A 22,486-nucleotide genomic window follows, 5' to 3' on the forward strand; every position below is an offset into this window, starting at 1 on the left:
GTGTACCCGCGGCTAGACGGAAAGACCCCGTGAACCTTTACTACAGCTTGGCACTGAACATTGAACCTACATGTGTAGGATAGGTGGGAGGCTTTGAAGGCGTGACGCCAGTTGCGCTGGAGCCGTCCTTGAAATACCACCCTTGTATGTTTGATGTTCTAACGCAGGCCCATGAATCTGGGCCGCGGACAGTGCCTGGTGGGTAGTTTGACTGGGGCGGTCTCCTCCCAAAGAGTAACGGAGGAGCACGAAGGTTGGCTAATCCTGGTCGGACATCAGGAGGTTAGTGCAATGGCATAAGCCAGCTTAACTGCGAGACGGACAGGTCGAGCAGGTACGAAAGTAGGTCATAGTGATCCGGTGGTTCTGAATGGAAGGGCCATCGCTCAACGGATAAAAGGTACTCCGGGGATAACAGGCTGATACCGCCCAAGAGTTCATATCGACGGCGGTGTTTGGCACCTCGATGTCGGCTCATCACATCCTGGGGCTGAAGTCGGTCCCAAGGGTATGGCTGTTCGCCATTTAAAGTGGTACGCGAGCTGGGTTCAGAACGTCGTGAGACAGTTCGGTCCCTATCTGCCGTGGGCGTTGGATGATTGAAGGGAGTTGCTCCTAGTACGAGAGGACCGGAGTGAACGAACCTCTGGTGTTCGGGTTGTCACGCCAGTGGCACTGCCCGGTAGCTAAGTTCGGAATCGATAACCGCTGAAAGCATCTAAGCGGGAAGCGAGCCCTGAGATGAGTCATCCCTGACCCCTTGAGGGTCCTAAAGGGCCGTTGGAGACCACAACGTTGATAGGTGGGGTGTGTAAGCGTAGCGATACGTTGAGCTAACCCATACTAATTACCCGTGAGGCTTAACCATACAACACCCAAGAAGTGTTTCTGGCCTTGTAGCGAATGAGCGAACTACTTACGAATTCAGTGGTAATGACAACGCAAACTAGCGAAGTCGTTATACACATCAGCTTTCTGGATTAAGAATTTGCCTGGCGGCAATAGCGCAGTGGAACCACCTGACCCCATGCCGAACTCAGAAGTGAAACGCTGTAGCGCCGATGGTAGTGTGGCATTCGCCATGCGAGAGTAGGACACTGCCAGGCACCCAATTAAACGGTGACGTGAAAAATCACGTTACTGGCTGCGAGGATGACACCTCACAAACAAGCAGCAAAAGATTTAGCGAAAGCTAACCGAATGCGGAGCGGTAGTTCAGTCGGTTAGAATACCGGCCTGTCACGCCGGGGGTCGCGGGTTCGAGTCCCGTCCGCTCCGCCACTAAATTGAAAGGCCTTCCCTGACGGGAAGGCCTTTTTGCTTTCTGGCGTCTGGATAAGAGCTCAGGGAACAAGAGGCAACCGGCGGGTCTGAATCGCCACTTGTCACGGACAACCCGCCTCTTCCCCCCTTGTGGTGATTGCGTGTCTGGCATTGTCCCTTTACCCAGGGCTTACCCTTCGCTCTGGTTTGCCTTCGTTCCCCCATCTTTTCCCAACCCTGCCAATCGGCCGGGCTTTGTCGTGTCTGGAGATGAGCACCGCAAGCGCGAAAATACGCTCTGGCCGAGAGTGCCAGAGGACCATCGGGAGCTCATATGCGGATAAGAGATAAGCAAAGCGCTTTTTCTTTCTTCATGGAATATGCATAAGCGGGCATGCTGTACTCAACCCAACGATATGGAGTATCACCATGAAACTGCGAATGACCGCTCTCACCGTTCTCTCCCTGCTGGCTCTCGGTCAGGTCCAAGCCGCCGAGGTGCGGCTGCTGAATGTCTCCTATGACCCGACGCGGGAGCTGTTCCAGGAGTACAACAGTGCCTTTGCCAAGGAGTGGAAGGCCAAAACCGGCGACGATGTGGTGGTGAGCCAGTCACACGGTGGCTCAGGCAAACAGGCTCGTGCCGTGGTGGACGGACTGGAGGCTGACGTGGTCTCCCTAGCGCTGGCCTATGACGTCGATGCGGTGGCCAAGGCAGGTCTCACCGCCAGCGACTGGGAAGGGCGTTTGGCCAACAATGCCTCTCCCTATACCTCCACCATCGTCTTCCTGGTGCGCAAGGGGAATCCCAAGCAGATCAAGGATTGGGGCGACCTGGTGCGCAAGGATGTCGCCATCATCACCCCCAACCCCAAGACCTCCGGCGGTGCGCGCTGGAATTATCTGGCTGCCTGGGGCTATGCCCTGAAGAAAAGCGGCACTGAAGAGGGCGCCAAACAGTTTGTCAGCGATCTGTTCAAGAATGTGAAGGTGCTGGACTCCGGGGCACGTGGCGCCACCACCAGCTTCATCGAACGCGGGCTCGGGGATGTGTTGCTGGCCTGGGAAAATGAAGCGTTGCTGGTGCTCAATCAGCCGGGCACCAGCGACAAATTCGAACTGGTGGTGCCCTCGGTCTCCATCCTGGCAGAGCCGCCGGTAGCCGTGGTGGACAAGGTAGCCAAGAAGCATGGTACCGAGGCCGTCTCCAAGGCTTACCTCGAGTATCTCTACTCCGACGAAGGGCAGCGCATCATCGCCAAATACCACTATCGTCCGAGCAATCCGGCGATCCTGAAGGAGACAGCGGCCCAGTTCCCCAACCTGACGCTCTTTACTGTCAAGGATCTGGAAGGAGATTGGGACAAGGCACAGAAGAAGCACTTTGCCCAGGGCGGATCGTTTGACCAGATTTACCAACCGGGCCGCTAAGAGACACAGGCCCCTGTGACAACAGATAGGAGTACCACGATGAACAAGATCCTTCTGGTTCCCGGTCTGCACAACAGTGGGCCGGATCACTGGCAGAGCCGCTGGCACCAGCAATTTCCCCAGTGGCAGAGAATGATGGGTCTGCCCTGGGACAAGCCGGATCTCACGGTCTGGAGCGCCAAGCTGGCGAGCAAGCTCAGGAGCCGGCGCAGCCGGGTCCACCTGGTCGCCCACTCCTTCGGCGCTCTGACGGCCATCGCTGCCGCCAGACTGCAACCAGACAAGGTCTCCTCCATCTTCATCGTTGCCCCTGCCGATCCTGCCCGTTTCGGTATCCCGGATGAGGTGTTGGCGGGGTCCATCAAGGTCTCTGCCCAGTTGATCGCCAGCCGCAATGACCCCTGGATGAGTTTCGAGCGGGCAGAGTTCTGGAGCCGGCAGTGGCAGGTGCCGTTGTTCGATGCGGGGGAGGTGGGCCATATCAATGCCCAGTCCGGCCATGGGGAGTGGCACCAGGGGCTCGCTTTGCTCGGCACCCTATACCGCCGTGCCGAAATGGTGGTGGAGCCTGCTCCTGCCGAGTGGGGCAAGCAGGCTGCACTCAGTTTTCGATGAGGGCGCCTCGGATTGTCTCGGCACGATTTCCAGACAGGCTGGCAACTTGGCCAGCGTGACTGACTTTGCATGTTCCCGGTTTTACCGCTCCGTCTTTTAGGTCTTTTATTTATATAAAAGACCTTTTTTTATGCTTATCGCTCTAAAAGCCTTGTTCCACCATTGTTAGATAAAAAAGTGCTTAGCAAAGGCATTATTGGTGTTTGTTGTCCCTGGCCGCCGTGAGCAAAATCGTCACATCCAAAGTATTTATAACAAACGGATGTGTTATGCGATTAAGTTCTTATTCCGTCCTGCCAGGCTTGGGGCCAACGCTGGGCTTCAGTCTGCTCTATCTGGGCATACTGGTGCTGCTGCCGCTCTCGGCACTGGTGCTGTTTGCGGTGAACAACCTGAGCGCCGCCGAGTTCTGGCAGGTGATCGGCTCCCCCCGGGTGCTCGCCTCCTTTCGCCTGAGCTTTGGCGCCGCCTTCATTGCCGCCCTGCTCAACAGTCTGTTCGGTCTGATACTGGCCTGGGTACTGGTGCGCTATACCTTCCCCGGCCGCAGACTGGTGGATGCGCTGATCGACCTGCCCTTTGCCATGCCGACTGCCGTCTCCGGCATCGCCCTGTGCGCCATCTTTGCCCCCAACGGCTGGATTGGCCAATGGGTCGCTCCGCTGGGCATCGAGCTTGCCTACAACCCCATAGGGGTGGTCATTGCCCTGACCTTTATCGGGCTGCCCTTTGTGGTGCGTACCCTGCAGCCGGTGCTGCGGGAAGCGGAGAGCGAGCAAGAGGAGGCGGCCGCGAGCCTGGGTGCCAACCGCTGGCAGACCTTCATCCGGGTACTGTGGCCGACCCTGGTACCTGCGCTGCTCACCGGTTTTGCCCTGGCGTTTGCTCGCGGCGTGGGGGAGTACGGCTCTGTCATCTTCATTGCCGGCAACCTCCCCATGGTGTCCGAGATTGCCCCCCTGATGATCATGAGTCACCTGGAGGAGTATGACTACGCCGGTGCATCGGCCATTGCGTCCGTCATGCTGCTCATTTCCTTTGTGCTGCTGTTGCTCATCAACAAGTTGCAAGCCTGGAGCTGGGCTCGCATCGGAGGAAGCCGTATATGAACGCCTCTACTGCACATCTCGATCAGGCCCAGGAGTCCGCTCCGGCCACCCCGGCGCGTCATCCCCCGGTGACCCATGAACCGGTCTGGGTCAAATGGCTGCTGGTCACCGTCGGTCTGGGCTGGTTTGCCGCCTTGCTGCTGTTGCCGCTGGCCACCGTTTTCATCCAGGCGCTGAGCCCGGGTCTGGCCTTCTTCTGGCACGCCATCAGCGAGCCGGATGCCCTGAGCGCCCTGGGGCTGACCGCCCTGGTGACGCTCTGCTCGGTGCCCCTGAACCTGCTGTTCGGGCTGGCCGCCGCCTGGGCCATCGCCCGGTTCCGCTTCCCTGGCCGGCAACTGCTTATCACCCTCATCGATCTGCCGTTCTCGGTCTCGCCGGTCATCGCGGGCTTGATGTTCGTGCTGCTGTTCGGCAGTCGCGGCTGGTTTGGCGAGTGGCTCAGCGAGCACGACATCAAGATCATTTTCGCTACCCCGGGGATCATCCTGGCGACCACCTTCATCACTGTGCCCTTCGTGGTACGCGAGCTGCTGCCCCAGATGGAGGCGCGGGGCCCGGAGGAAGAGGAGGCCGCCATCATGCTGGGGGCGAGTGGGTTGCAGATGTTCTGGCGGGTGACCCTGCCCGGCATCCGCTGGAGTCTGATGTATGGCCTGCTGCTCTGTACCGCCCGGGCGGTGGGGGAGTTTGGCGCTGTCTCCGTGGTTTCCGGCCACATTCGCGGCCAGACCAACACGCTGCCGCTGCACATCGAGATCCTTTACAACGAGTACCAGACCGGTGCCGCCTTCGCGGTGGCCAGCCTGCTGGCGCTGTTCGGGATCTTCACCCTGCTGGGTGAGACCCTGCTGGCCAGGCTGCGCGGCCAACCGACCCAGTCCCATTGATCCCGAATTAACGGTTATAGGAGAGGCATTCATGAGCATTCAGGTTCAAGGGCTCAACAAGCATTTCAATCAGTACGCGGCGCTGGCCGACATCAACCTCGATTTTCACGACGGTGAGCTGGTCGCCCTGCTCGGCCCCTCCGGCTGCGGCAAGACCACCTTGCTGCGGATCATCGCCGGGCTGGAGCAGGCGGACAGTGGCAGCGTCATCATCCGCGGCGAGGATGCCTCGGATCTCCATGTGCGCGAGCGCAACGTTGGCTTCGTGTTCCAGCACTACGCCCTGTTTCGCCACATGACGGTATTCGAGAACGTGGCCTTTGGCCTGAGGGTCAAGCCGCGCAGCGAACGCCCGGACGAGGCGGCCATCCGCACCCGGGTCAAGGAGCTGCTGGATCTGGTGCAGCTCAGCCACGTCGCGGCACGCTACCCGACCCAGCTCTCCGGTGGTCAACGCCAGCGGGTCGCCCTGGCCCGGGCCCTGGCGGTGCAGCCCAAGGTGCTGCTGCTGGACGAGCCTTTCGGCGCCCTCGATGCCCAGGTGCGCAAGGAGCTGCGCCGCTGGCTGCGTGAGCTTCACGACGAGCTGCATGTCACCAGTCTGTTCGTGACCCACGATCAGGAAGAGGCCCTGGAGGTGGCGGATCGGGTGGTGCTGATGAACGCCGGCAAGGTAGAGCAGATTGGCACCCCTGCCGAAGTGTATGATCAGCCCGCCAGTGCCTTCGTGCACAGCTTCCTTGGCAGCGTGAATCTGTTTCGTGGCAGGGTGGCCGGGCAGGGGCTCGGCATCGGTGAACAGCAACTGGGTGGCCCCATCCCTTCCCATCTGGCAGAAGGGAGTGCGGCCATCGCCTATGTGCGCCCCCACGAGCTGGAGATCCTGCCCTCGGATGCCCCCGGTGGCATTCGCGCCACCATTACCCGCCTGCTGCCCATGGGGCCGCGCATCCGGGTGGAACTGCGTGGCGATGGGGAGACGGGAGGCGCCCACTACGAGGCCGAACTGAGCAAGGAGGCCGCCCGGGCCTTTGCCCCCGGCCAGGGGGTGCGTCTGGTGGCCAGGCAGGCACAGCTCTATCCCGACTACCAGATCTGAGGGCAAGCCGCGAGGTGCGGCCCTCTGTCAGGCTTGCTGCCGGGCTATGATCCCGGCAATCCATAACAAGAGGACGGTGGCACGAGCCACCGCCACTCAGCGCAGGAGGCGATGGGGTGAACTTTCAGCAATTGCGAATCATTCGGGAGGCGGCACGGCGGGATTACAACCTGACCGACGTGGCCAATGCCCTCTTTACTTCCCAGTCCGGGGTCAGCCGCCACATTCGCGAGTTGGAGGAGGAGCTGGGGCTCGCCCTTTTCATTCGCTATGGCAAGCGTCTGCTCGGTATGACAGAGCCGGGCAAGGAGTTGCTGGTGATCGCCGAGCGTATCCTGGGGGATGCCGACAACATCCGCAAACTGGCGAGCACCTTTGCCAATCGCGACTCGGGCCGGCTGCTCATCGCGACCACTCATACCCAGGCCCGTTATGCCCTGCCGAGGGTAGTGAAGGCGTTTCGGGAGCAATTTCCCCTGGTACAGCTGGAGCTGCGTCAGGGGAGCCCGGAGGAGATAGTGCGGCTGGTGCAGACCGGCGAGGTGGACATCGGCATCAGCAGCGAGCAGCTCGACAAGAGCGAAGGGGTGGTGGCCTTTCCCTACTACCGCTGGCACCACAATATCGTCGTGCCGGAGCAGCACCCCCTCACCGCCGAGCGGGAGCTGACCCTGGCCGCTCTGGCCCACTGGCCCATCGTCACCTATCAGGCCGGCCTCACCGGTCGGGCACGGGTGGATGATGCCTTTGCCGAGGCGGGCATAGTGCCGCAGATCCTGCTGACCGCCCAGGACTCAGACGTCATCAAGACCTATGTCGAGCTGGAGATGGGGGTGGGCATACTGGCGGACATGGCGTTCGATTCCCAGCGGGACAAGGGATTGGTACAGCTAGACGGCAGTCGGTTGTTTGCGCCGCACACCGCCTGGATCGGCCTCAAGCAGGGGCAGTTCCAGCACAACTTTGCCTGGCAGTTCATCCAGCTCTGCAACCCCGAGCTGGCGCTGGCGGAGATCCAGGCCCGCGCCATGAGCAACGAGCCCCTGCTCGACTATCAGATCTGAACCGAGGGGGGGATGAAAAACGGGGAGCCATGGGCTCCCCGTTTGTTTGATGTTGACCTGATCTAGCACGGGAAACGCCGAGCGGGTTCTCGCCAGGTCGGATACGTCCCATCACTGCGCTGTCCAGGCCTCCTGCCAGTGGGAGCCTACGCCCGGTTCATACTGGGTGGCCGTGCTCGCCCACTGGCTGCACCAGCCGCTGTAGGGGAAGGGTTTGCACTGATAGACCTTGCCGTTTTTCGGCTGCAGCACCCGGGTTCCGGCGGTGTAGGACTTAAGGCCGTCCGGGAAAGTGAACTGGTAATCGCCCCCGCTTGCCGGATCCTTGAACATGAGATCCAGGGTCTGCTGCACCGCGTCACCACCGGCCTTGGGTTTGCCCTCGATCACCAGCTGATGGTGGCCCGCACTCAAGCCGGTCAGCGCCATGGAGAAACTCTGGCTGCCGTCCTTGATGTCGGCACTGCTCTGCCCTCTGGCGACACCGCCGTGGTCATAGAGGGTGTTGGTGATGGCGAGATCCCCCTGGGCCGTGACGGTGAACATCAGGGTGAGCTTGCCGTTGTCGAGCGTGTAGTCGCTCGCCAGACCGCTCACGCTGATCCCGTTCTCCACCGGGGGCTGCTGTTGCTCAAGCTGGATCTCGACCCGTTGCAGGTTGCTGCCAGCCTTGAGGTAGACCGGGTTCTGGCCATAGACGGGGTTGAACTGGCCGTCCGTACCTTGCTGGCCCGCACGGATCTGGCTCTGCTCGGCGTTGATCTTGCTCGCCAGGGCGTGGGCCCAGTTGTTCTTCTGGCCCTGCCCGGCGCTGGCGATGGTCAGCTCGGTCTGGAGATCGGTGCGCTCGCCATTGGCATCGAACACCCGGGTTCTGGCTTTGTCACCCGCCACCAGGTCGATGGAGGGATAGATGGTCCCTCCCTGGCTCCAGGTCAGCGGGGGCTGGGTGCCATCCTTGAACCGGGCGTCGATCAGGTTGTAGAAGCTGTTGGCGGTATCCCCTACCTCCCACACCCCGAGAATGACCTGATAACCGGTACGCGGGGGCAGGGTGCACTGATGGGTCACCTGTTTGGGGGGCTGCACCATGTTGCCGTCGATGACGCAGAAGGGATTGAGATCGAACGCATCCCGGGTGAGGGGCTGGTTCGGGTTCCAGTCCTGCTTGGTGAGGTAGTAGCGCCAGTTGCGGGTCACGTGGTTGGCGGTGAAGGTCCAGCTGATGGCGAAGAGACCGGCCTGCACTTCACGCTTGGTCCAGCGATCGAGGGTCTGGGTGTTGAGCTCGCCGAATTGGGGGTGACCGGCCGAGGCTATCTGGCCGTCGGCGGGGCCGCCATCGGGGAAGCCGGAGGGGGCTTCCAGGCTCTGGGGTTCCCACTGGATGGCGCCACACTGGCTGTTGCCCCCTGTCTTGCACAGGTAGTTGCGCCCTTCGGGCTGGCTGATGTAGCCGTGAGCGAGCACGCCGCCACTGGCCAGCAGCGCCAGCGCTGCCGCGAGATGGGTGAGTCGGATATTTGCTGCCATACATTCCTCTGTTCGGTGATGTGGGCAGTCACGTTGGCAGGGGAGTTCCCCGAAACACGGTGCTGCAACCCCGCTATCCTGGACAGCTTGTCTTTAGACCGGAGGCTTTGCGTCCTGGCCTTTCAACCAGTTTGCCAAATGACTACAGAAAGGATCATGGTGCCGCCTGTGGCGACCACTCATCATGACTATATTTTGTTAAAAAAATAAGTGTAAAAATTGACAGTGCCATCTCATCGGAGCAGCGCATCAGCAGCAGATGGCTCCATCGGGATCTGCGCGCTGGTTCAGTGCGAGAGGGTGGCCCGGGAGAGGCTCCCGTGGCCATGACAGGAAGGGAGCCCCTGCCAGCCTGGCAGGGGTTCACGGGGCCACTCAGTGGCGGGGTTGCATGCCTGCTCGGGAAGAGGACGCCTGGGTCGGTCGCATCATCCTGTCCTGGGCTTGGGCGTTGTCCAGCTTGAACACCGCCAGTCGCTCGTCGAGGCTTCGGGAGAGACCGGCCAGCAGTTCGCTCTCCTGGGCCAACTGGGAGGCCGCCTGGGACATCTCGAGTGCCGAGTCGTTGATGCCGCTGACGTTGCGGTTCATGTCTTCCGCCACCATGCTCTGCTGCTCCGCCGCCGTGGCGATCTGGGTCGCCATGTCGCTCACGTGCTGGATGTGATTGACGATGAGGGAGAGATCCTGCCCCGCCTTCTCGGACTGGTTGACGCTGCTCTCCGCCAGCTTGCGGCTGGCGTCCATGGCGTTGGCGGCGGTGACAGCCCGTTGCTGCAACTGGGTGATGGTACTCTGGATCTCCTCGGTGGAGTGGCGGGTGCGACTGGCCAGCTGGCGCACCTCGTCGGCCACCACGGCGAAGCCACGGCCCTGCTCGCCGGCCCGGGCCGCCTCGATGGCGGCGTTGAGGGCCAGCAGGTTGGTCTGCTCCGAGATGGCGCTGATGACCGCCGTCACCTCGCTTATCTGCATCACCCCCTCCTTGAGCTGGTTGACCTGCGAGGTGGCCTGATCCACCTCGGTGGCCAGCGCCTGGATGCCGTGCACGCTGGCATGGACATCCTGGTTGCCGAGCCCGGCCTCGCTGGTGGCATCCTGGGTGTCGCGGGCCGTATTCTCGGCGTGACCCGCCACGTCGGCGATGGTGGCGCTCATCTCGTTCATGGCGGTGGCGAGCTGGGCGAGCTGATCCCGCTGACTGTTGACCGCCTGGTTGGTCTGTTCGGCGGAGGCGGCGATGCGCAGGGCGGCATCCGCCACGTTGCGGGCCCCCAGGCTCGCTTCCAGCAGGGCGCGGCGGATGGCATCCAGCCCCTGGTTGGTGGAGCTGGCGACGGCGCCGAGCTCATCCCTGCCCAGCACCGGGATGCTGACCACCAGATCGCCAGCTGCGACCCGGGCCATGGCCTTGTTGATCTCGGCCAGGGGATTGACGATGGAGCGGCTGATGGCGAGTCCCAGCAGCCCCATCAACAGGATCACCAGCAAGGTGGCGCCACCCATCCACTCATATTGGGACCACATGGTGGCCTCAATGTCCTGCAACAACACACCGGAGCCCAGGATCCAGCCCCAGGGCTGGTAGCCCGTCACCAGCGACATCTTCTGGGCCGCCTCGCCGGACGGGGAGACCCACTGATACTCCAGCCTGCCCTGGTGGCCGCCCTTGCCGAGATCCACCATGTGCTGCCAGTGGGACTCGGCAGGGTTGTTGCCCATCTGCTGGCCGACCAGCTCGGGTTTGGCGGGATGCACCACCACCCGACGATCTTCATCCAGCACGAACAGGTAGTTGTCCCCGTCAAAGCGCATGCTGTCGAGCATGGCCTTGGCCTGTGCCTTGGCCTGCTCCGGGGGGAGGGTGGCGGCCAGGGCCTGGATCCGGCTCATGGCCAGGTCCAGCACCGCCTGCAGCCTGGCTTCCCGTTCACTCATCAGATTGCGGTGCAGGGCACTGGCCGAGATGAGCAGCAGTGCGATGAAGCCGACCAGGGCCAGTGAGAGCAGCAGCATCAGTTTGCGACTCACGGCAATATCACCGAGCTTGAACATAGTCTTATCCTTACTTTCCCATGCGGGTCTGATTGTGGCCGTTCTAGCGGCCGGACCTGATTATTGTTGTTTTTAACATGCCATTAACTTTCAATGGGTTGCGATGAAAAACAGCCAATTGAGCAGTTTGACAACCAGTATAGCCAGCAGACAGAAACCCTCGCTTTTGATAGCGTGATGGCGCGCATCCCGGCGCACAATTTGTCTGCTCCATTCGCAAGAAGTGTGAATGGGTTGGCATTTCACCAAAAAGGAGTGGGCGCCCCCGTGGTCGCCCCATAACAAGAGGGAAGTTATGAGTTCCATTGCCAGGAATTATCTCAACCAGCTCAATGCCGATTACCTGCAGGTGCACAGACGCAAGGAGGACCTGTTCTGGTCCACCTACATGGGCACCAGCGACGATCAGGCAGGCTTCACCGCGGCCGAACAGGCCTACAAGGCGTTCTGTGCCGATCCTGCCCGCCTGCCGGTGCTGCGGGAGATGCATGCCCAGGCCGAAGAGGCGGATCTCAGGCGCGGCCTGGGGGGCTGGATCGCCTTCTTCGAGTGCAACGTCATCGAAGATCCCGGTGCCTCCGCCCTGATGGACGAGCTGGTGGCCGCCGAGGCGGATCTCTTCGCCCGTCGCAAGGGGTTGAAGCTGACCTTGCTGGACGAGCAGGGCCGCCAGGTCCCCGGCAGTCTGCCCGCCGCCAGCACAGCGCTGGCCGCAAGTCGCGACGAGCCGGTGCGCCAGAGCGCGCTCGCCATGTTCCACACCCTGGAGCAGTGGGTGGTCGACAACGGCTATCTGGCCATCGTCGCGCTGCGCAACCGCTTCGCCCGTGCCATGGGCTATCGCGACTACTTCGATTACAAGGTGCACAAGAACGAGCAGATGAGCCCGGAGCAGCTGTTTGCCATTCTTGACGACTTCATCGCCCGCACCGATGCTCGCTTGCACCAGAGTCTGGCGGAGCTGAAAGCGGCCAAGGGGGACGCAGCCCTGCTGCCCCACAACCTGCGCTACAGCGTGAGTGGTGACGTGACCCGCCAGCTCGACCCTTACGTGCCTTTCTCCCGGGCGCTGAAGGATTGGGTCGAGAGCTTCCGCCGCCTCGGCATCCAGTATCGCGGTGCCACCCTCACCCTGGATCTGCTGACCCGGGAGGGAAAATACGAGAACGGCTTCTGTCATGGCCCGGTGCCGAGCTTCTGGCAGGAAGGGGAGTGGGTGCCGGCGGTGGTCAATTTCACCAGCCTGGCCAATCCGGCCCAGGTGGGCAGCGGCTGGAGCGGGCTCAACACCTTGTTCCACGAGGGCGGCCACGCGGCGCACTTTGCCAACGTCACCGGCAACGCCCCCTGCTTCTCCCAGGAGTTTCCGCCCACCTCCATGGCCTATGCCGAGACCCAGTCCATGTTCTGCGACAGCCTGCTGGACGACGCGGACTGGCTCAAGCGCTACGCCAGAAACGCGGCGGGAGAACCCATCCCCGATGCGCTTATCCAGGCCATGATTGAAGCGCGCCAGCCATTTCGCGCCTTCAACGAGCGCCAGATTGCGCTGGTGGCCTACTTCGAGCGGGATCTCTACGCCATGGCAGAGAGCGAGCGCACCCCGGCCGCCGTGCTGGCCCTGGCCCGCAAGTGGGAGCGCAAGATCCTGGGGGTGGAGAGCCCGCGCCCGCTGCTGGCGATCCCGCACCTTCTGAACCAGGAGTCGGCCTGCGCCTATCACGGCTATCTGCTGGCACTGATGGCGGTGGAGCAGACCCGCGCCTACTTCCTGAAACGCGACGGCTACCTCACCGACAACCCGCGCATCGGACCGGATCTGGCCGCCCACTACTGGGGACCGGGCAACGGCATGACCCATGACGAGACGCTGCAGAGCCTCACCGGCGAGGGTTTCAGTGCGGTGCCGCTGGCAGAGGCGTGCAACCGGAGTGCCGCCGAGGCGTGGCAACAGGCACAGACGTGCATGGCGGCGGCGCGGCAGCGCCCACCGGCAGGGGAGGGGACGCCCCTCGACGCCCATATCCGGGTGGTGCACGGGGCCGAGCTCATCGCCGACAACAGCGAGTCCGAGGCGCGCATGCTGGCAGAGTTCGAGGCCTGGATCCGGCGCCTTGAGGCCGCCGAACCAGTGACCCTGACCTGAGCCCGGTGTTGCACCGTCAAAAGAGCCCCATCAGGGGCTCTTTTCTTGTGCGTTGAGATGGCCTGACCCCATGGTGCCAGCCGGGGATTGGCTGGTGGACAGGCTCAAGTGTCCCTGGCGGCGCAGCCCGCTGGTTTTTCTTCCTGCGCCATCTTCCAGGCCTCGATGACCTGCGCTGAGGTGCCCGGTTGCAGGCAAGAGACGACGCCCAGCCCTTGGCAGGGCCTCTGCATGGCGGGTTGACGGCCATTTCCCCCTGCTGGCCACAGATATGTTTCTCCCGATATATTGAGTATTCACGGCGATCCCATATCATGGCGCTCGCTCGCCACCAGAGAGTGGCGACATTCAGATGATTTGCTAACAAGAGAGCCCAGAAGGCTCGCAGAGGGATGGATAGTGAGAGCCGTATTGCTGTGTTTGCTGGGGCTGTGGCCCGCGTTGAGTTTTGCCACTCTGTCCGCCGATATGGTGGTGGTGAAGAAGTCGAGTTACAGCCTGACCCTGATGAAGGATGGCAAGGAAGTGAAGCGCTACTGGATTGCCCTGGGCCCGGCTCCCAAAGGACACAAGCAGCGTGAGGGGGATCAGCGTACCCCGGAAGGTCGCTATACCCTGGACTACAAGAAGAGCAACTCCGGTTTCTACAAGGCCATTCACATCAACTACCCGAATCTGGACGACATCAAGCGCGCCAACGAGCTGGGTGTGAACCCGGGCGGCATGATCATGATCCACGGCCAGCGCAACAGCCTGGGGGATCGCAGGGTGCAGCCGTCCAACTGGACCAATGGCTGCATCGCGGTGCTGAACCACGAGATGGACGAGATCTGGAACGCCATCGAGCCAGGCACCCCCATCATCATCGAGCCCTGATCCCGCCTGCCAACGCCCGCTCTCATGCGGGCGTTGCATTTGTTGCAGACCATGGCGTGACACTGCCTCCTGCGCCGTGCTAGTTTTCCCGGTTCGCATTGGCTGTGACAAGGATGATCCCATGATGTCGGAAACCCGCCTCCCTGCGCCCGAGCGCACGGGGGCACTCTGGTGGCGCGCCACTCTGGATATGCTCCCGCTCTCCATTTCCGTCATCCCCTGGGGGATACTGTGTGGCGCCCTGGCGCTTCAGGCGGGTATGAGCCCGCTCCAGGCACAGCTGATGTCGCTGCTGGTCTATGCGGGGGCGGCCCAGCTCTCGGCCACCACCTTGTTCGGGGCGGGGACACCGCTGCTGCCCATCATGGGCTCCACCATGGTGATCACCTCCCAGCATCTGCTCTATGGCTTCACCTTCCGGCGCGACGTGCTGCCGCTCTCCCTGCGCTGGCGGGCCAGTCTCGCCTTCTTCCTGACCGACGAGATGTTTGCGGTGGCGCTGAAAGAGAGGGAGCGCAGCGGCGCCTTCAATCCCGCCTATGCGCTCATCGCGGGCTTTGTCTTCTATCTGTTCTGGAACCTGGCGACCCTGCTCGGCATCGCCGCCGGCCAGTACATTGACGGGCTGGACAAGATGGGGCTGGATTTTGCCATCGCCGCCACCTTTATCGCCATGACGCTCCCCGCCATGAAGAACCTGCCCATGGTGGCGGCCACCCTGGTGAGCGGCGGGACGGCGCTCGTCACCAAGCCGCTGCTGGCGGAGATCCACATCATCGTCTCGGCCCTGGCCGGCATGGTGGTGGGCTATGTGCTGCACCGGATGAGGAGGTGATCATGGGCTGGCTGATGATAGGGCTGCTGGCCCTGATCACTTTCTTCAACCGTTTTGCCTTCTTCTCGCGGTTGACCCGCTATCAGCCGGGAGCCGAGATGGGGGCTTTCCTCAGCTTCTCGGCCCAGTCGGTGCTGACCGCCATCTGGCTGCCCATCGTCTTCAGCTATGAGCCCGGCGACGGGCTGGACTGGGATCCGGACTACCTGGCAGCCACCCTGCTGGTGACGGTGCTGACCCTGCTGCGCCTGCCTACCCTGGTGGTGGTGGTCGTCGGCATGGGGGGCTTCTTCCTGCTGCGCTGGCTGGGGGGCGTGGCCCTGTTCTGGCCCTGGTGAAGGATGTGTCGTGATCCGGCATGGCGGATGTCTTGATGGGATATCCGCCCTGTTGGGAATGTCACTTCAAAAAAGGCCTCTCAAGTGTGAGGATTTTGGCTCCACCCGCCACGGAGTGAACCATGTCCTTCACCGAAACCTGCCAGCGCATCGTGCGCGACCCTCTGCTCTCACCGGCCCAGAAGAGCCACGCCCTGGCGCTCGCCGCCGAAAACGCGCTGCCCTATCCCGAGTTGCCCGCCGACGTCGCCGAGGCGATGACGCAAGGGGTGCTGTGCGACATGTTCGAGGGCCACGCCCCCTACAAGCCGCGCTACGTGCTGCCGGATTACGCGCGGTTTTTGCGCCAGGGCTCAGCCTGGCTGGAGCTGGCGCCGCCGCGGGACTTCGACGATGCCCTCGATGCCCTGCGCATCCTCTACCACCACGTGCCCTCCGTCACCGGGATGCCGGTCTGGCTGGGACGCCTCGATCACCTGCTGCTGCCCTTCGTCGGTGAGCTGGATGATGAAACGCTCCATCGCAAGCTGAAGGCCTTCTGGATCTACCTGGATCGGGTGCTGCCGGATGCCTTTATGCACGTCAACATTGGTCCCGACGACAACCGGATCTGCCGCCTGATCCTGCGCATCGACAACGAGCTCAAGCAGGTGGCCCCCAACCTCACCTTCTTCCACGATCCGGAGCAGACTCCCGACGATCTGCTGCTGCTGGCGGTGAAGAATATCGCCGAGTGCAGCAAGCCGCATATCGCCAACTACCCGGTCCATCGCGATACCTTCGACCAGCGTGGTTTTGGCATCGTCAGCTGCTACAACTCCCTGCCGCAGGCCGGTGGCGCCAACACCCTGGTGCGGATCTCCCTCAAGCGAGTCGCCGAGCAGGCACAGGGGATCGATGATTTCCTCGGCTGTCTGCTGCCCCACTACTGCCGTCTCACGTCCCAGCTGATCGCGGTGCGCGCCGCCTTCCTGCACGAGGAGTCCGGTTTCTTCGACAGCTTCCTGGTCAAGGAGGGGCTGCTGGATGAGGATCGCTTCGTCCCCATGTTCGGCATCTACGGCATGGCGGAAGCGGTCAACATCTTGGTGGATAAAGAGAATCTGCCGGGCCGCTATGGTCACGACGAAGAGGCAAATCAGCTTGGCTATCGCATCTCGGCCCAGCTTTCGGAATATGTCACTACGACGCCGCAGGCCCATGCCTGGGGTGGGCACGCTCTGCTGCACTCACAGGGCGGCCTCAGCATCGATGTGGCGGTGACCCCGGGGGTGCGGATTCCCTACGGGCAGGAGCCGGATCCGGCCAGCCATGTGCTGGCGCTGGCGCCGCACCACGGCTACTACCACTCGGGGATCAGCGAGATCCTGACCCTGGATCTCACCATCCGCCAGAATCCGCAGGCACTGCTGCAGCTCTGCAAGGGGGCGCTCGCCATCGGCATGCGCGAGTTCACCGCCAACGTGGCCGACAGCGATCTGGTGCGGGTGACCGGCTATATGATCCGCAAGCGCGACGTGGCACGCTTCGCAGAGGAGGGGTCGCGGCTGCAGACCACCTGTCTTGGTGCCGAGGCGAGTGAAGTGACCGCCATTCGCCAGCGGACGCCGCGAGTGGTCGCCAATGAGTCGACCATCAGTCAGTACTGAGCCAAGTCCGATGGATGAAGCTCTGCTGACGCGCAGCGCCCTGGTGAGCAGGGTGCTGCCTTTTTCCTGCGTAGACGGGCCGGGCAACCGGCTGGTCTTGTTTCTGCAAGGGTGCAACTTCAGCTGCCCCGGTTGTCACAATCCCCACACTATCGGGCTGTGCGACGATTGCGGCGACTGCCTTGCGGTCTGCCCGAGTGGCGCCCTCGCCATGAGCGAGGGCAAGGTTCATTGGCAGGAGGCGCTCTGCACCGATTGTGACGCCTGTCTGGAGGCCTGCCCTCGCCACGCCAGCCCCAAGACGCGCCAGATGTCGGTGGCCGAGGTGCTGGCCCTGCTGCGCCGTTATGGCCCGCTGCTCACCGGCATCACCGTCTCCGGCGGGGAGGCGACCACCCAGTTGCCCTTCGTGATCGCCCTGTTCACGGCCATCAAGGCTGCGCCGGATCTGGCCCGTCTCACCTGCCTGCTCGACAGCAACGGATCCCTGGGTGAAACGGGTTGGCAGCGGCTGTTGCCGGTGCTGGACGGCGCCATGATAGACCTCAAGGGGTGGCACGAGCCCGTGCATCTGGCCCTGACCGGGCGGGGCCGCGAGCGGGTGCTGGTATCGCTGCAACTGCTGGCGCAGGCGGGCAAGCTGGCGGAGGTGCGGCTGCTGATGGTGCCGGGGCGGAGCGATTTTCTCGATGCCACTGGCGCGCTGGAGGAGGCGTTGACGACCTTTTTGCTGTCGCTGGGGCCCGTGCCCATCCGCCTCAACGGCTTTCGCCACCACGGGGTGCGAGGGGAGGCGCTGTCATGGTCAGAAGCCGGGTCGGCTGATCTGACAGTGCTTGCCAACGCATTGAAGGCCAAGGGGTTTGGGTCGGTGATGCTGCCTGCGATCTGAGCTCTGCGGCACGTAGGGATGCTGTGACCCGATATGACGCAACTGTGAACTCTGTCTATAGGGGCTGTCCGAGGGGACGGCTAGAATGGGCAAACCGTCCATCACCAACAGATACCCATGAGTGAATCCAACGCCCTTTATCGAGTGCAGTTCATTTGTCACAGCGAGCGTTACGAAGTCTATGTAAGAGAGGTGAATCAGGGCCAGCTGTTCGGCTTCATCGAGATCGCCCACTTCGTGTGGGACACCCACACGGCGCTCATCGTCGACCCCAGCCACGAGAAGCTGAAGAGCGAATTTGCCGACGTCACCCGCACCCTTATTCCCATGCACCACGTACTGCGGGTCGATCAGGTGCGCAAGCAGGGGGCCGCCCGCATCACCGAACTGGGCAACAACGTCACCTCTTTCCCAGGCCCCATCTACACCAAGAAACCCTGATTTCTGCCACCAGGCATCATTGTGGGGCGTCCAGCTCCCGGGCCAGTTGCAGGATGCGCTGACGGAACCAGCGCAGGGCGGGATCTTCCCCCAGGGGGCCATACCACACCAGGCTGTGGGTCACGGCGCCGTAATCGAAGGGAACGGGGCGGCTCACCAGCCCCTGGGTACAAGCCCGGGTAGCCCAGCCCTTCACGGCCGTGAGAATGAGATCGCTCTGGCGCAGCAGGGCGGCGGCACTGCCAAAATCCGGCAGGGTGGCCCCCAGTCTGCGCTGCACCTGGCGCTGGGCCAGACTCTGCTCGAAGAAGGGGTCGGCCAGCTCCTGATCGCGAATGGCGATATGGCGCCAGCTCAGGTAGGCATCGAGATCCCAGGGGCGCGTCAACGCCGGATGATCCGCGCGCATCAGGCAGACCAGCTCGTCCTCCCGCAAGGTTTCCCAGACGAGGCCGGGCTGATTGACCCCGGGCTGGCTCTGATCGTGGGGCAGGATCACGAAGTCGAGCTTGCCCGCCGCCAGAGCAGCCAGTCCCTGCTCGTCCTTGTTACGCACGACGGGCATCAGCCCCGGCACCTCCTGCATCAACTGACCCAGTACGGCTCCCATGGGCCAGATCATGCTGCTCTCCCGCATCGCCAGGTTCAGCTCCCCCTGCCAGTTGGCAGGGGCAAATCCTTCCTGGCTGGTGAGGCCGTTGAGCTCCCCCAGCAGGCGGCGCAGCGTCGGGCCGAGGCGTTCGGCAAACGGGGTCAGCAGCAACTGGTTGCCCTGGCGGTAGAGCAGTTGATCCCCCAGCAGTTCGCGCAACTGGTTGAGGGTCTTGCTGACAGTGGAGGGGGTGGTGCAGAGGCGCTCGGCGCTGCGGGTGACACTGCGGGTGTCGAGCAGCAGATGCAGGGTCACCAGGTGGCGACCGCCGAGGCGGGAGAGGGCAATGAGATCCATCACGGTTCCACGGGCAAGGGGACAAATGAAAAGCCCCGCCTGAGCGGGGCTTGCGGGTTTAGCCCTTGAGCACGGCGGCCATGGCGTCGGCCACGTAGTCGACGTTGCGGCTGTTGAGGCCCGCCACGCACATGCGACCGGAGCGCACCAGGTAGACGGCGAACTCTTCCCGAAGGCGGTCCACCTGCTCCGGCGTGAAGCCGGTGTAGCTGAACATGCCGCGTTGGTTGATGAAGTAGCCAAAATCGCGGCCCGGCACCTTGGCACTCAGCACCTCGAACAGCTTCTGGCGCATGGCCTTGATGCGGGTGCGCATCTCGGTCACCTCACCGACCCACATGGCGTGCAGTTTGGGCTGGCTCATCACCGCCGCGGTGATCTGGCCGCCGTGGGTGGGGGGGCTGGAGTAGTTGCGGCGCACGGTGGCCTTCATCTGGCCGAGCACCCGGCTCGCCTCTTCGGCATCCTGGCAGATGACCGACAGGCCGCCGCAGCGCTCGCCGTAGAAGGAGAGGTTCTTGGAGAAGGAGTTGCTGACGAAGAAGCTGACACCGGCGGCCACCATGGCGCGGATGGCATAGGCGTCCTCTTCCAGCCCGTCACCGAAGCCCTGATAGGCGATGTCCATGAAGGGGATCAGGTTCTTCTCGACCACCAGGGCGATCACCTGGTCCCACTGGGCACGGGAGAGATCCACCCCGGTCGGGTTGTGGCAGCAGGGGTGCAGCAGCACGATGCTTTTCGCAGGCAGGCTGCTCAGGCAGTCGATCATGGCGTCGAACTGCACGCCGCCGGTGGCCGCATCGTAATAGGGGTAGTCGTGCACCTTGATGCCGGCCCCCTCGAACATCGCCTTGTGGTTGTCCCAGGTGGGATTGCTGACCCACACCTCGGAGGTCGGGAAGTAGCGCTTGAGCAGATCGGCGCCGATCTTCAGCGCGCCGGAGCCGCCGATGGTCTGGATGGTGGCGATGCGACCCGCCTTGACCGCTTCGTGGTCGGCACCGAACAGCAGGTGCTGCACCGCGGTACGGTAGTTGGCGGCGCCTTCCATCGGCTGGTAGGGGCGCGGGGCCGGGGCGGCGGCGCGCTGGGCTTCGGCCTGCTGCACCGACGGCAGCAGCGGAATGCGGCCCTGCTCGTCGTAATAGAGGCCGATCCCCAGGTTCACCTTCTGTTCGCGGGTATCTTTGTGGAAGGTTTCGACTAGCGTCAGTATGGGGTCGCCAGCATAGGCATCGACGTGTTCAAACATGGGGGGTCCTTGAAGTTGACTGTCCAATTCGGCCGGCCATCAGCCGGGCCGATATGATGGCGCAATCCAGAGGTGGCCTCAAGTTGTTCGAGATGGCGACAGGGCTGACAAAGTCTGTCGCAGTGGTAAGCGCGGGGCCCTTGTCAGGATCCTGCATCCCGTCTGCACGTTCCCCCCATTTTGTCAGAGAAGGCTGCCTTATCGGGATCGTTTGGATAATATATGGATACATACGGCCCCTCTCATTCCCCTTACACCCATCCGGGGGAGTCAGGTTCAGCGCCACCTGAGACAAATTAATAGTTGCATAATAGTCAGGCTATTCTTTTGACAACCATTGCAGTGTGCCCGGCCCCTTCGGGGGGCCCACGATAACAGGTGACTCATCGCCGATGACCCGACACGTTTCTGATGCCGATTCTCCCTGGCTGGACTGGCACGGCCTGGGTGGCTGGAATGTCTATTTTCTTGCCAAGTTCGCCCTGCTCTGGGGGGGATATCTCAACTTCCATCCCCTGATCAACCTGGTGTTTGCCGCCTTCCTGATCTTTCCCCTGCCAAGGGCCGGGTGGCGCCGTGCGCGGCACTGGCTGGCGTTGCCGGTGGGAGCGGGGATCTTCTATCACGATACCTGGTTGCCGGGGATAGAGAGCATTCGTTCCCAGGGCAGCCAGGTCTTCTCCTTCACCCTGGATTACTGGACGGAGTTGCTCGGGCGTTTCATCAATTGGGAGATGGTCGGCGCGGGGTTCGTGCTGCTGACGCTCTATCTGTTCATCGCCCAGTGGCTGCGCTTCACCCCCTGGATCCTGCTGGCGCTGCTCTGGCTCTGGGTCTCGCCCCAGGTGAGCAATCCCTTCGCGAGCAGCAAGGGGGCGAGCGAGCACGCCCTGAACACGTCCCGGGAGGAGACCCGCTCTTCAGTGCTGCCCATGGAGGAGCAGCTTGACCAGAGTGCCCCGCCGACCAACGAGAACCTCAACGCCTATCTCGATGACTTCTATCGGGAGGAGCAGGAGAGACTGGTGCACTTCCCGGAGAGCCTGCCAGCCCAGGCGACCCCCTTCGATGTGCTCATCATCAATGTCTGCTCCCTGGCCTGGCATGACGTGGAGGCGAGCGGCCTGACCGGGCATCCGGTCTGGTCCCACTTCGACATTCGCTTCAACCGCTTCAACTCCGCCACCTCCTACAGCGGCCCGAGCTCCATTCGCCTGCTGCGGGCCAGTTGCGGGCAGACCAGCCACCAGGGGCTCTATGTGACGGCGCCGAAGCAATGCCTGCTGTTCGAGAACCTGGCCCAGCTCGGCTTTGCCAAGCAGGTGGCCATGGATCACTCGGGGGATTTTGGCAACTACCTGACCGACCTGCAGCAGTATGCCGGGCTGGATGTGACCCCCATGGACAAGAAGGGGCTGGCCCATGATCTCGCCTCCTTCGATGGGGAGCCCATCTATCGCGGGGATGCCCTGTTCGGCCGCTGGCTGAACGAGCGGACACAGAGTCAGGCGGCACGCAACGTCACCTTCTTCAACCTCATCGCCCTGCACGATGGCAACCGCTATGTGGCGAGCCGCCAGATAGCGCCCTACAAGGCGAGGCTCAAGACCCTGCTGGATCAGCTGGACGACTTCATGACGACGTTGGAGCAATCCGGCCGCAAGGTGGCCGTGGTGATGGTGCCTGAGCACGGCGCCGCTCTCACCGGCGACAAAATGCAGATGGCCGGGCTGCGGGACATTCCCAGCCCGAGCATCACCCAGGTGCCGGTGGGGGTGGCCCTGCTCGGTACCAAGGCGCCCCACGAGGCGACCCGCAATGTGGACACCCCCAGCAGCTTCCTGGCGGTATCAGAACTGGTCTCCAGGCTGGTGGGGAAGGATGTGTTCGGGAGCGAGACCATTGATTGGGATGCCCTGCTGGGCGATCTGCCGCAGACCCCGTCGGTGTCCGAGAACCAGGGCTCGGTGGTGATCGAATATCAGGGCAAGTACCACATCAAGCTGGGGCAGGGGGACTGGGTACCCTATCCCCAATGAGACCGGA

Annotated in this window: 18 protein-coding genes, 1 tRNA gene, 2 rRNA genes and 1 riboswitch (1 of these 22 only partly in view); of the genes, 17 read left to right on the forward strand and 4 right to left on the reverse strand. The window is 62.7% G+C overall.

Annotated elements, in window-relative coordinates; all coding sequences use genetic code 11:
- The 9 genes from H7R73_RS03050 to cbl all read left to right on the forward strand — a co-directional run.
- A 23S ribosomal RNA gene (locus H7R73_RS03050) occupies positions 1-868 on the forward strand; it begins 2,021 nt to the left of the window's first position.
- A gap of 123 nt (positions 869-991) precedes the next feature.
- Positions 992-1,106: ribosomal RNA gene (rrf, locus tag H7R73_RS03055) — 5S ribosomal RNA — on the forward strand.
- A gap of 98 nt (positions 1,107-1,204) precedes the next feature.
- Positions 1,205-1,281, forward strand: a tRNA-Asp gene (locus H7R73_RS03060).
- 411 nt (positions 1,282-1,692) lie between these two features.
- Positions 1,693-2,694, forward strand: a complete 1,002-nt coding sequence (locus tag H7R73_RS03065; protein WP_042864432.1) for a sulfate ABC transporter substrate-binding protein — start codon at positions 1,693-1,695, stop codon at positions 2,692-2,694.
- A gap of 39 nt (positions 2,695-2,733) precedes the next feature.
- Complete coding sequence (locus H7R73_RS03070) at positions 2,734-3,309, forward strand: RBBP9/YdeN family alpha/beta hydrolase (protein ID WP_039039453.1); 576 nt, start codon at positions 2,734-2,736, stop codon at positions 3,307-3,309.
- Positions 3,310-3,578: 269 nt separating this feature from the next.
- Positions 3,579-4,418, forward strand: coding sequence for a sulfate ABC transporter permease subunit CysT (cysT, locus tag H7R73_RS03075; RefSeq protein WP_039039454.1), 840 nt, complete (start codon positions 3,579-3,581; stop codon positions 4,416-4,418).
- On the forward strand, positions 4,415-5,308 hold the full coding sequence (gene cysW, locus H7R73_RS03080) for a sulfate ABC transporter permease subunit CysW (protein ID WP_010672826.1): 894 nt from the start codon (positions 4,415-4,417) through the stop codon (positions 5,306-5,308). Before cysT ends, cysW begins: the two co-directional genes overlap by 4 nt.
- A 31-nt stretch (positions 5,309-5,339) precedes the next feature.
- Positions 5,340-6,407 carry a sulfate/molybdate ABC transporter ATP-binding protein gene (locus H7R73_RS03085; protein ID WP_010672827.1) on the forward strand — a complete coding sequence of 356 codons (1,068 nt, stop codon included), beginning with the start codon at positions 5,340-5,342 and terminating at the stop codon, positions 6,405-6,407.
- A gap of 116 nt (positions 6,408-6,523) precedes the next feature.
- Entirely contained in the window at positions 6,524-7,471 is a 948-nt protein-coding gene (gene cbl / locus H7R73_RS03090; RefSeq protein WP_010672828.1) for an HTH-type transcriptional regulator Cbl, read from the forward strand.
- Positions 7,472-7,582: 111 nt separating this feature from the next.
- On the opposite strand, the gene gbpA is transcribed toward cbl, so the two are convergent.
- Both gbpA and H7R73_RS03100 read right to left on the reverse strand, forming a co-directional pair.
- Positions 7,583-9,004 (reverse strand): N-acetylglucosamine-binding protein GbpA, encoded by a 1,422-nt coding sequence (gene gbpA, locus H7R73_RS03095; RefSeq protein ID WP_103260827.1) that lies wholly within the window; start codon positions 9,002-9,004, stop codon positions 7,583-7,585.
- A gap of 60 nt (positions 9,005-9,064) precedes the next feature.
- Positions 9,065-9,150, reverse strand: a riboswitch (cyclic di-GMP riboswitch).
- Between the two features lie 229 nt (positions 9,151-9,379).
- Complete coding sequence (locus H7R73_RS03100) at positions 9,380-11,059, reverse strand: methyl-accepting chemotaxis protein (protein WP_103260826.1); 1,680 nt, start codon at positions 11,057-11,059, stop codon at positions 9,380-9,382.
- A 295-nt stretch (positions 11,060-11,354) separates the two neighbouring features.
- On the opposite strand from H7R73_RS03100, the gene H7R73_RS03105 reads away from it, so the two are divergent.
- The 7 genes from H7R73_RS03105 (at position 11,355) to H7R73_RS03135 (ending at position 18,236) form a co-directional block, all read left to right on the forward strand.
- Positions 11,355-13,205: a M3 family metallopeptidase gene (locus tag H7R73_RS03105; protein WP_103260825.1), complete on the forward strand. Its 1,851-nt coding sequence runs from the start codon at positions 11,355-11,357 to the stop codon at positions 13,203-13,205.
- Positions 13,206-13,604: 399 nt separating this feature from the next.
- Positions 13,605-14,081: a L,D-transpeptidase family protein gene (locus H7R73_RS03110; protein WP_029313677.1), complete on the forward strand. Its 477-nt coding sequence runs from the start codon at positions 13,605-13,607 to the stop codon at positions 14,079-14,081.
- A gap of 121 nt (positions 14,082-14,202) precedes the next feature.
- Positions 14,203-14,916, forward strand: a complete 714-nt coding sequence (locus tag H7R73_RS03115) for an AzlC family ABC transporter permease (protein WP_039039458.1) — start codon at positions 14,203-14,205, stop codon at positions 14,914-14,916.
- Positions 14,917-14,918: 2 nt separating this feature from the next.
- Entirely contained in the window at positions 14,919-15,254 is a 336-nt protein-coding gene (locus H7R73_RS03120; protein WP_103260824.1) for an AzlD domain-containing protein, read from the forward strand.
- 122 nt (positions 15,255-15,376) lie between these two features.
- Positions 15,377-16,903 carry a YjjI family glycine radical enzyme gene (locus tag H7R73_RS03125; RefSeq protein WP_103260823.1) on the forward strand — a complete coding sequence of 509 codons (1,527 nt, stop codon included), beginning with the start codon at positions 15,377-15,379 and terminating at the stop codon, positions 16,901-16,903.
- A 10-nt stretch (positions 16,904-16,913) separates the two neighbouring features.
- Complete coding sequence (locus H7R73_RS03130; RefSeq protein ID WP_182951468.1) at positions 16,914-17,795, forward strand: YjjW family glycine radical enzyme activase; 882 nt, start codon at positions 16,914-16,916, stop codon at positions 17,793-17,795.
- A gap of 117 nt (positions 17,796-17,912) precedes the next feature.
- Positions 17,913-18,236, forward strand: coding sequence for a DUF1820 family protein (locus H7R73_RS03135; protein WP_039039461.1), 324 nt, complete (start codon positions 17,913-17,915; stop codon positions 18,234-18,236).
- 16 nt (positions 18,237-18,252) lie between these two features.
- Here the strand turns inward: H7R73_RS03135 and H7R73_RS03140 are convergent, their stop codons facing one another.
- Together H7R73_RS03140 and H7R73_RS03145 are read right to left on the reverse strand one after the other, a co-directional pair.
- Positions 18,253-19,185: a LysR family transcriptional regulator gene (locus tag H7R73_RS03140; RefSeq protein ID WP_103260822.1), complete on the reverse strand. Its 933-nt coding sequence runs from the start codon at positions 19,183-19,185 to the stop codon at positions 18,253-18,255.
- Between the two features lie 58 nt (positions 19,186-19,243).
- Complete coding sequence (locus tag H7R73_RS03145; RefSeq protein ID WP_103260821.1) at positions 19,244-20,440, reverse strand: amino acid aminotransferase; 1,197 nt, start codon at positions 20,438-20,440, stop codon at positions 19,244-19,246.
- Between the two features lie 392 nt (positions 20,441-20,832).
- On the opposite strand from H7R73_RS03145, the gene bcsG reads away from it, so the two are divergent.
- Positions 20,833-22,479, forward strand: coding sequence for a cellulose biosynthesis protein BcsG (gene bcsG / locus H7R73_RS03150; protein ID WP_103260820.1), 1,647 nt, complete (start codon positions 20,833-20,835; stop codon positions 22,477-22,479).
- Positions 22,480-22,486 lie beyond the last annotated feature (7 nt).

Origin of the sequence: Aeromonas sp. WP2-W18-CRE-05 (genome assembly GCF_014168615.1) — a bacterium.
Lineage (GTDB): Bacteria > Pseudomonadota > Gammaproteobacteria > Enterobacterales > Aeromonadaceae > Aeromonas > Aeromonas caviae.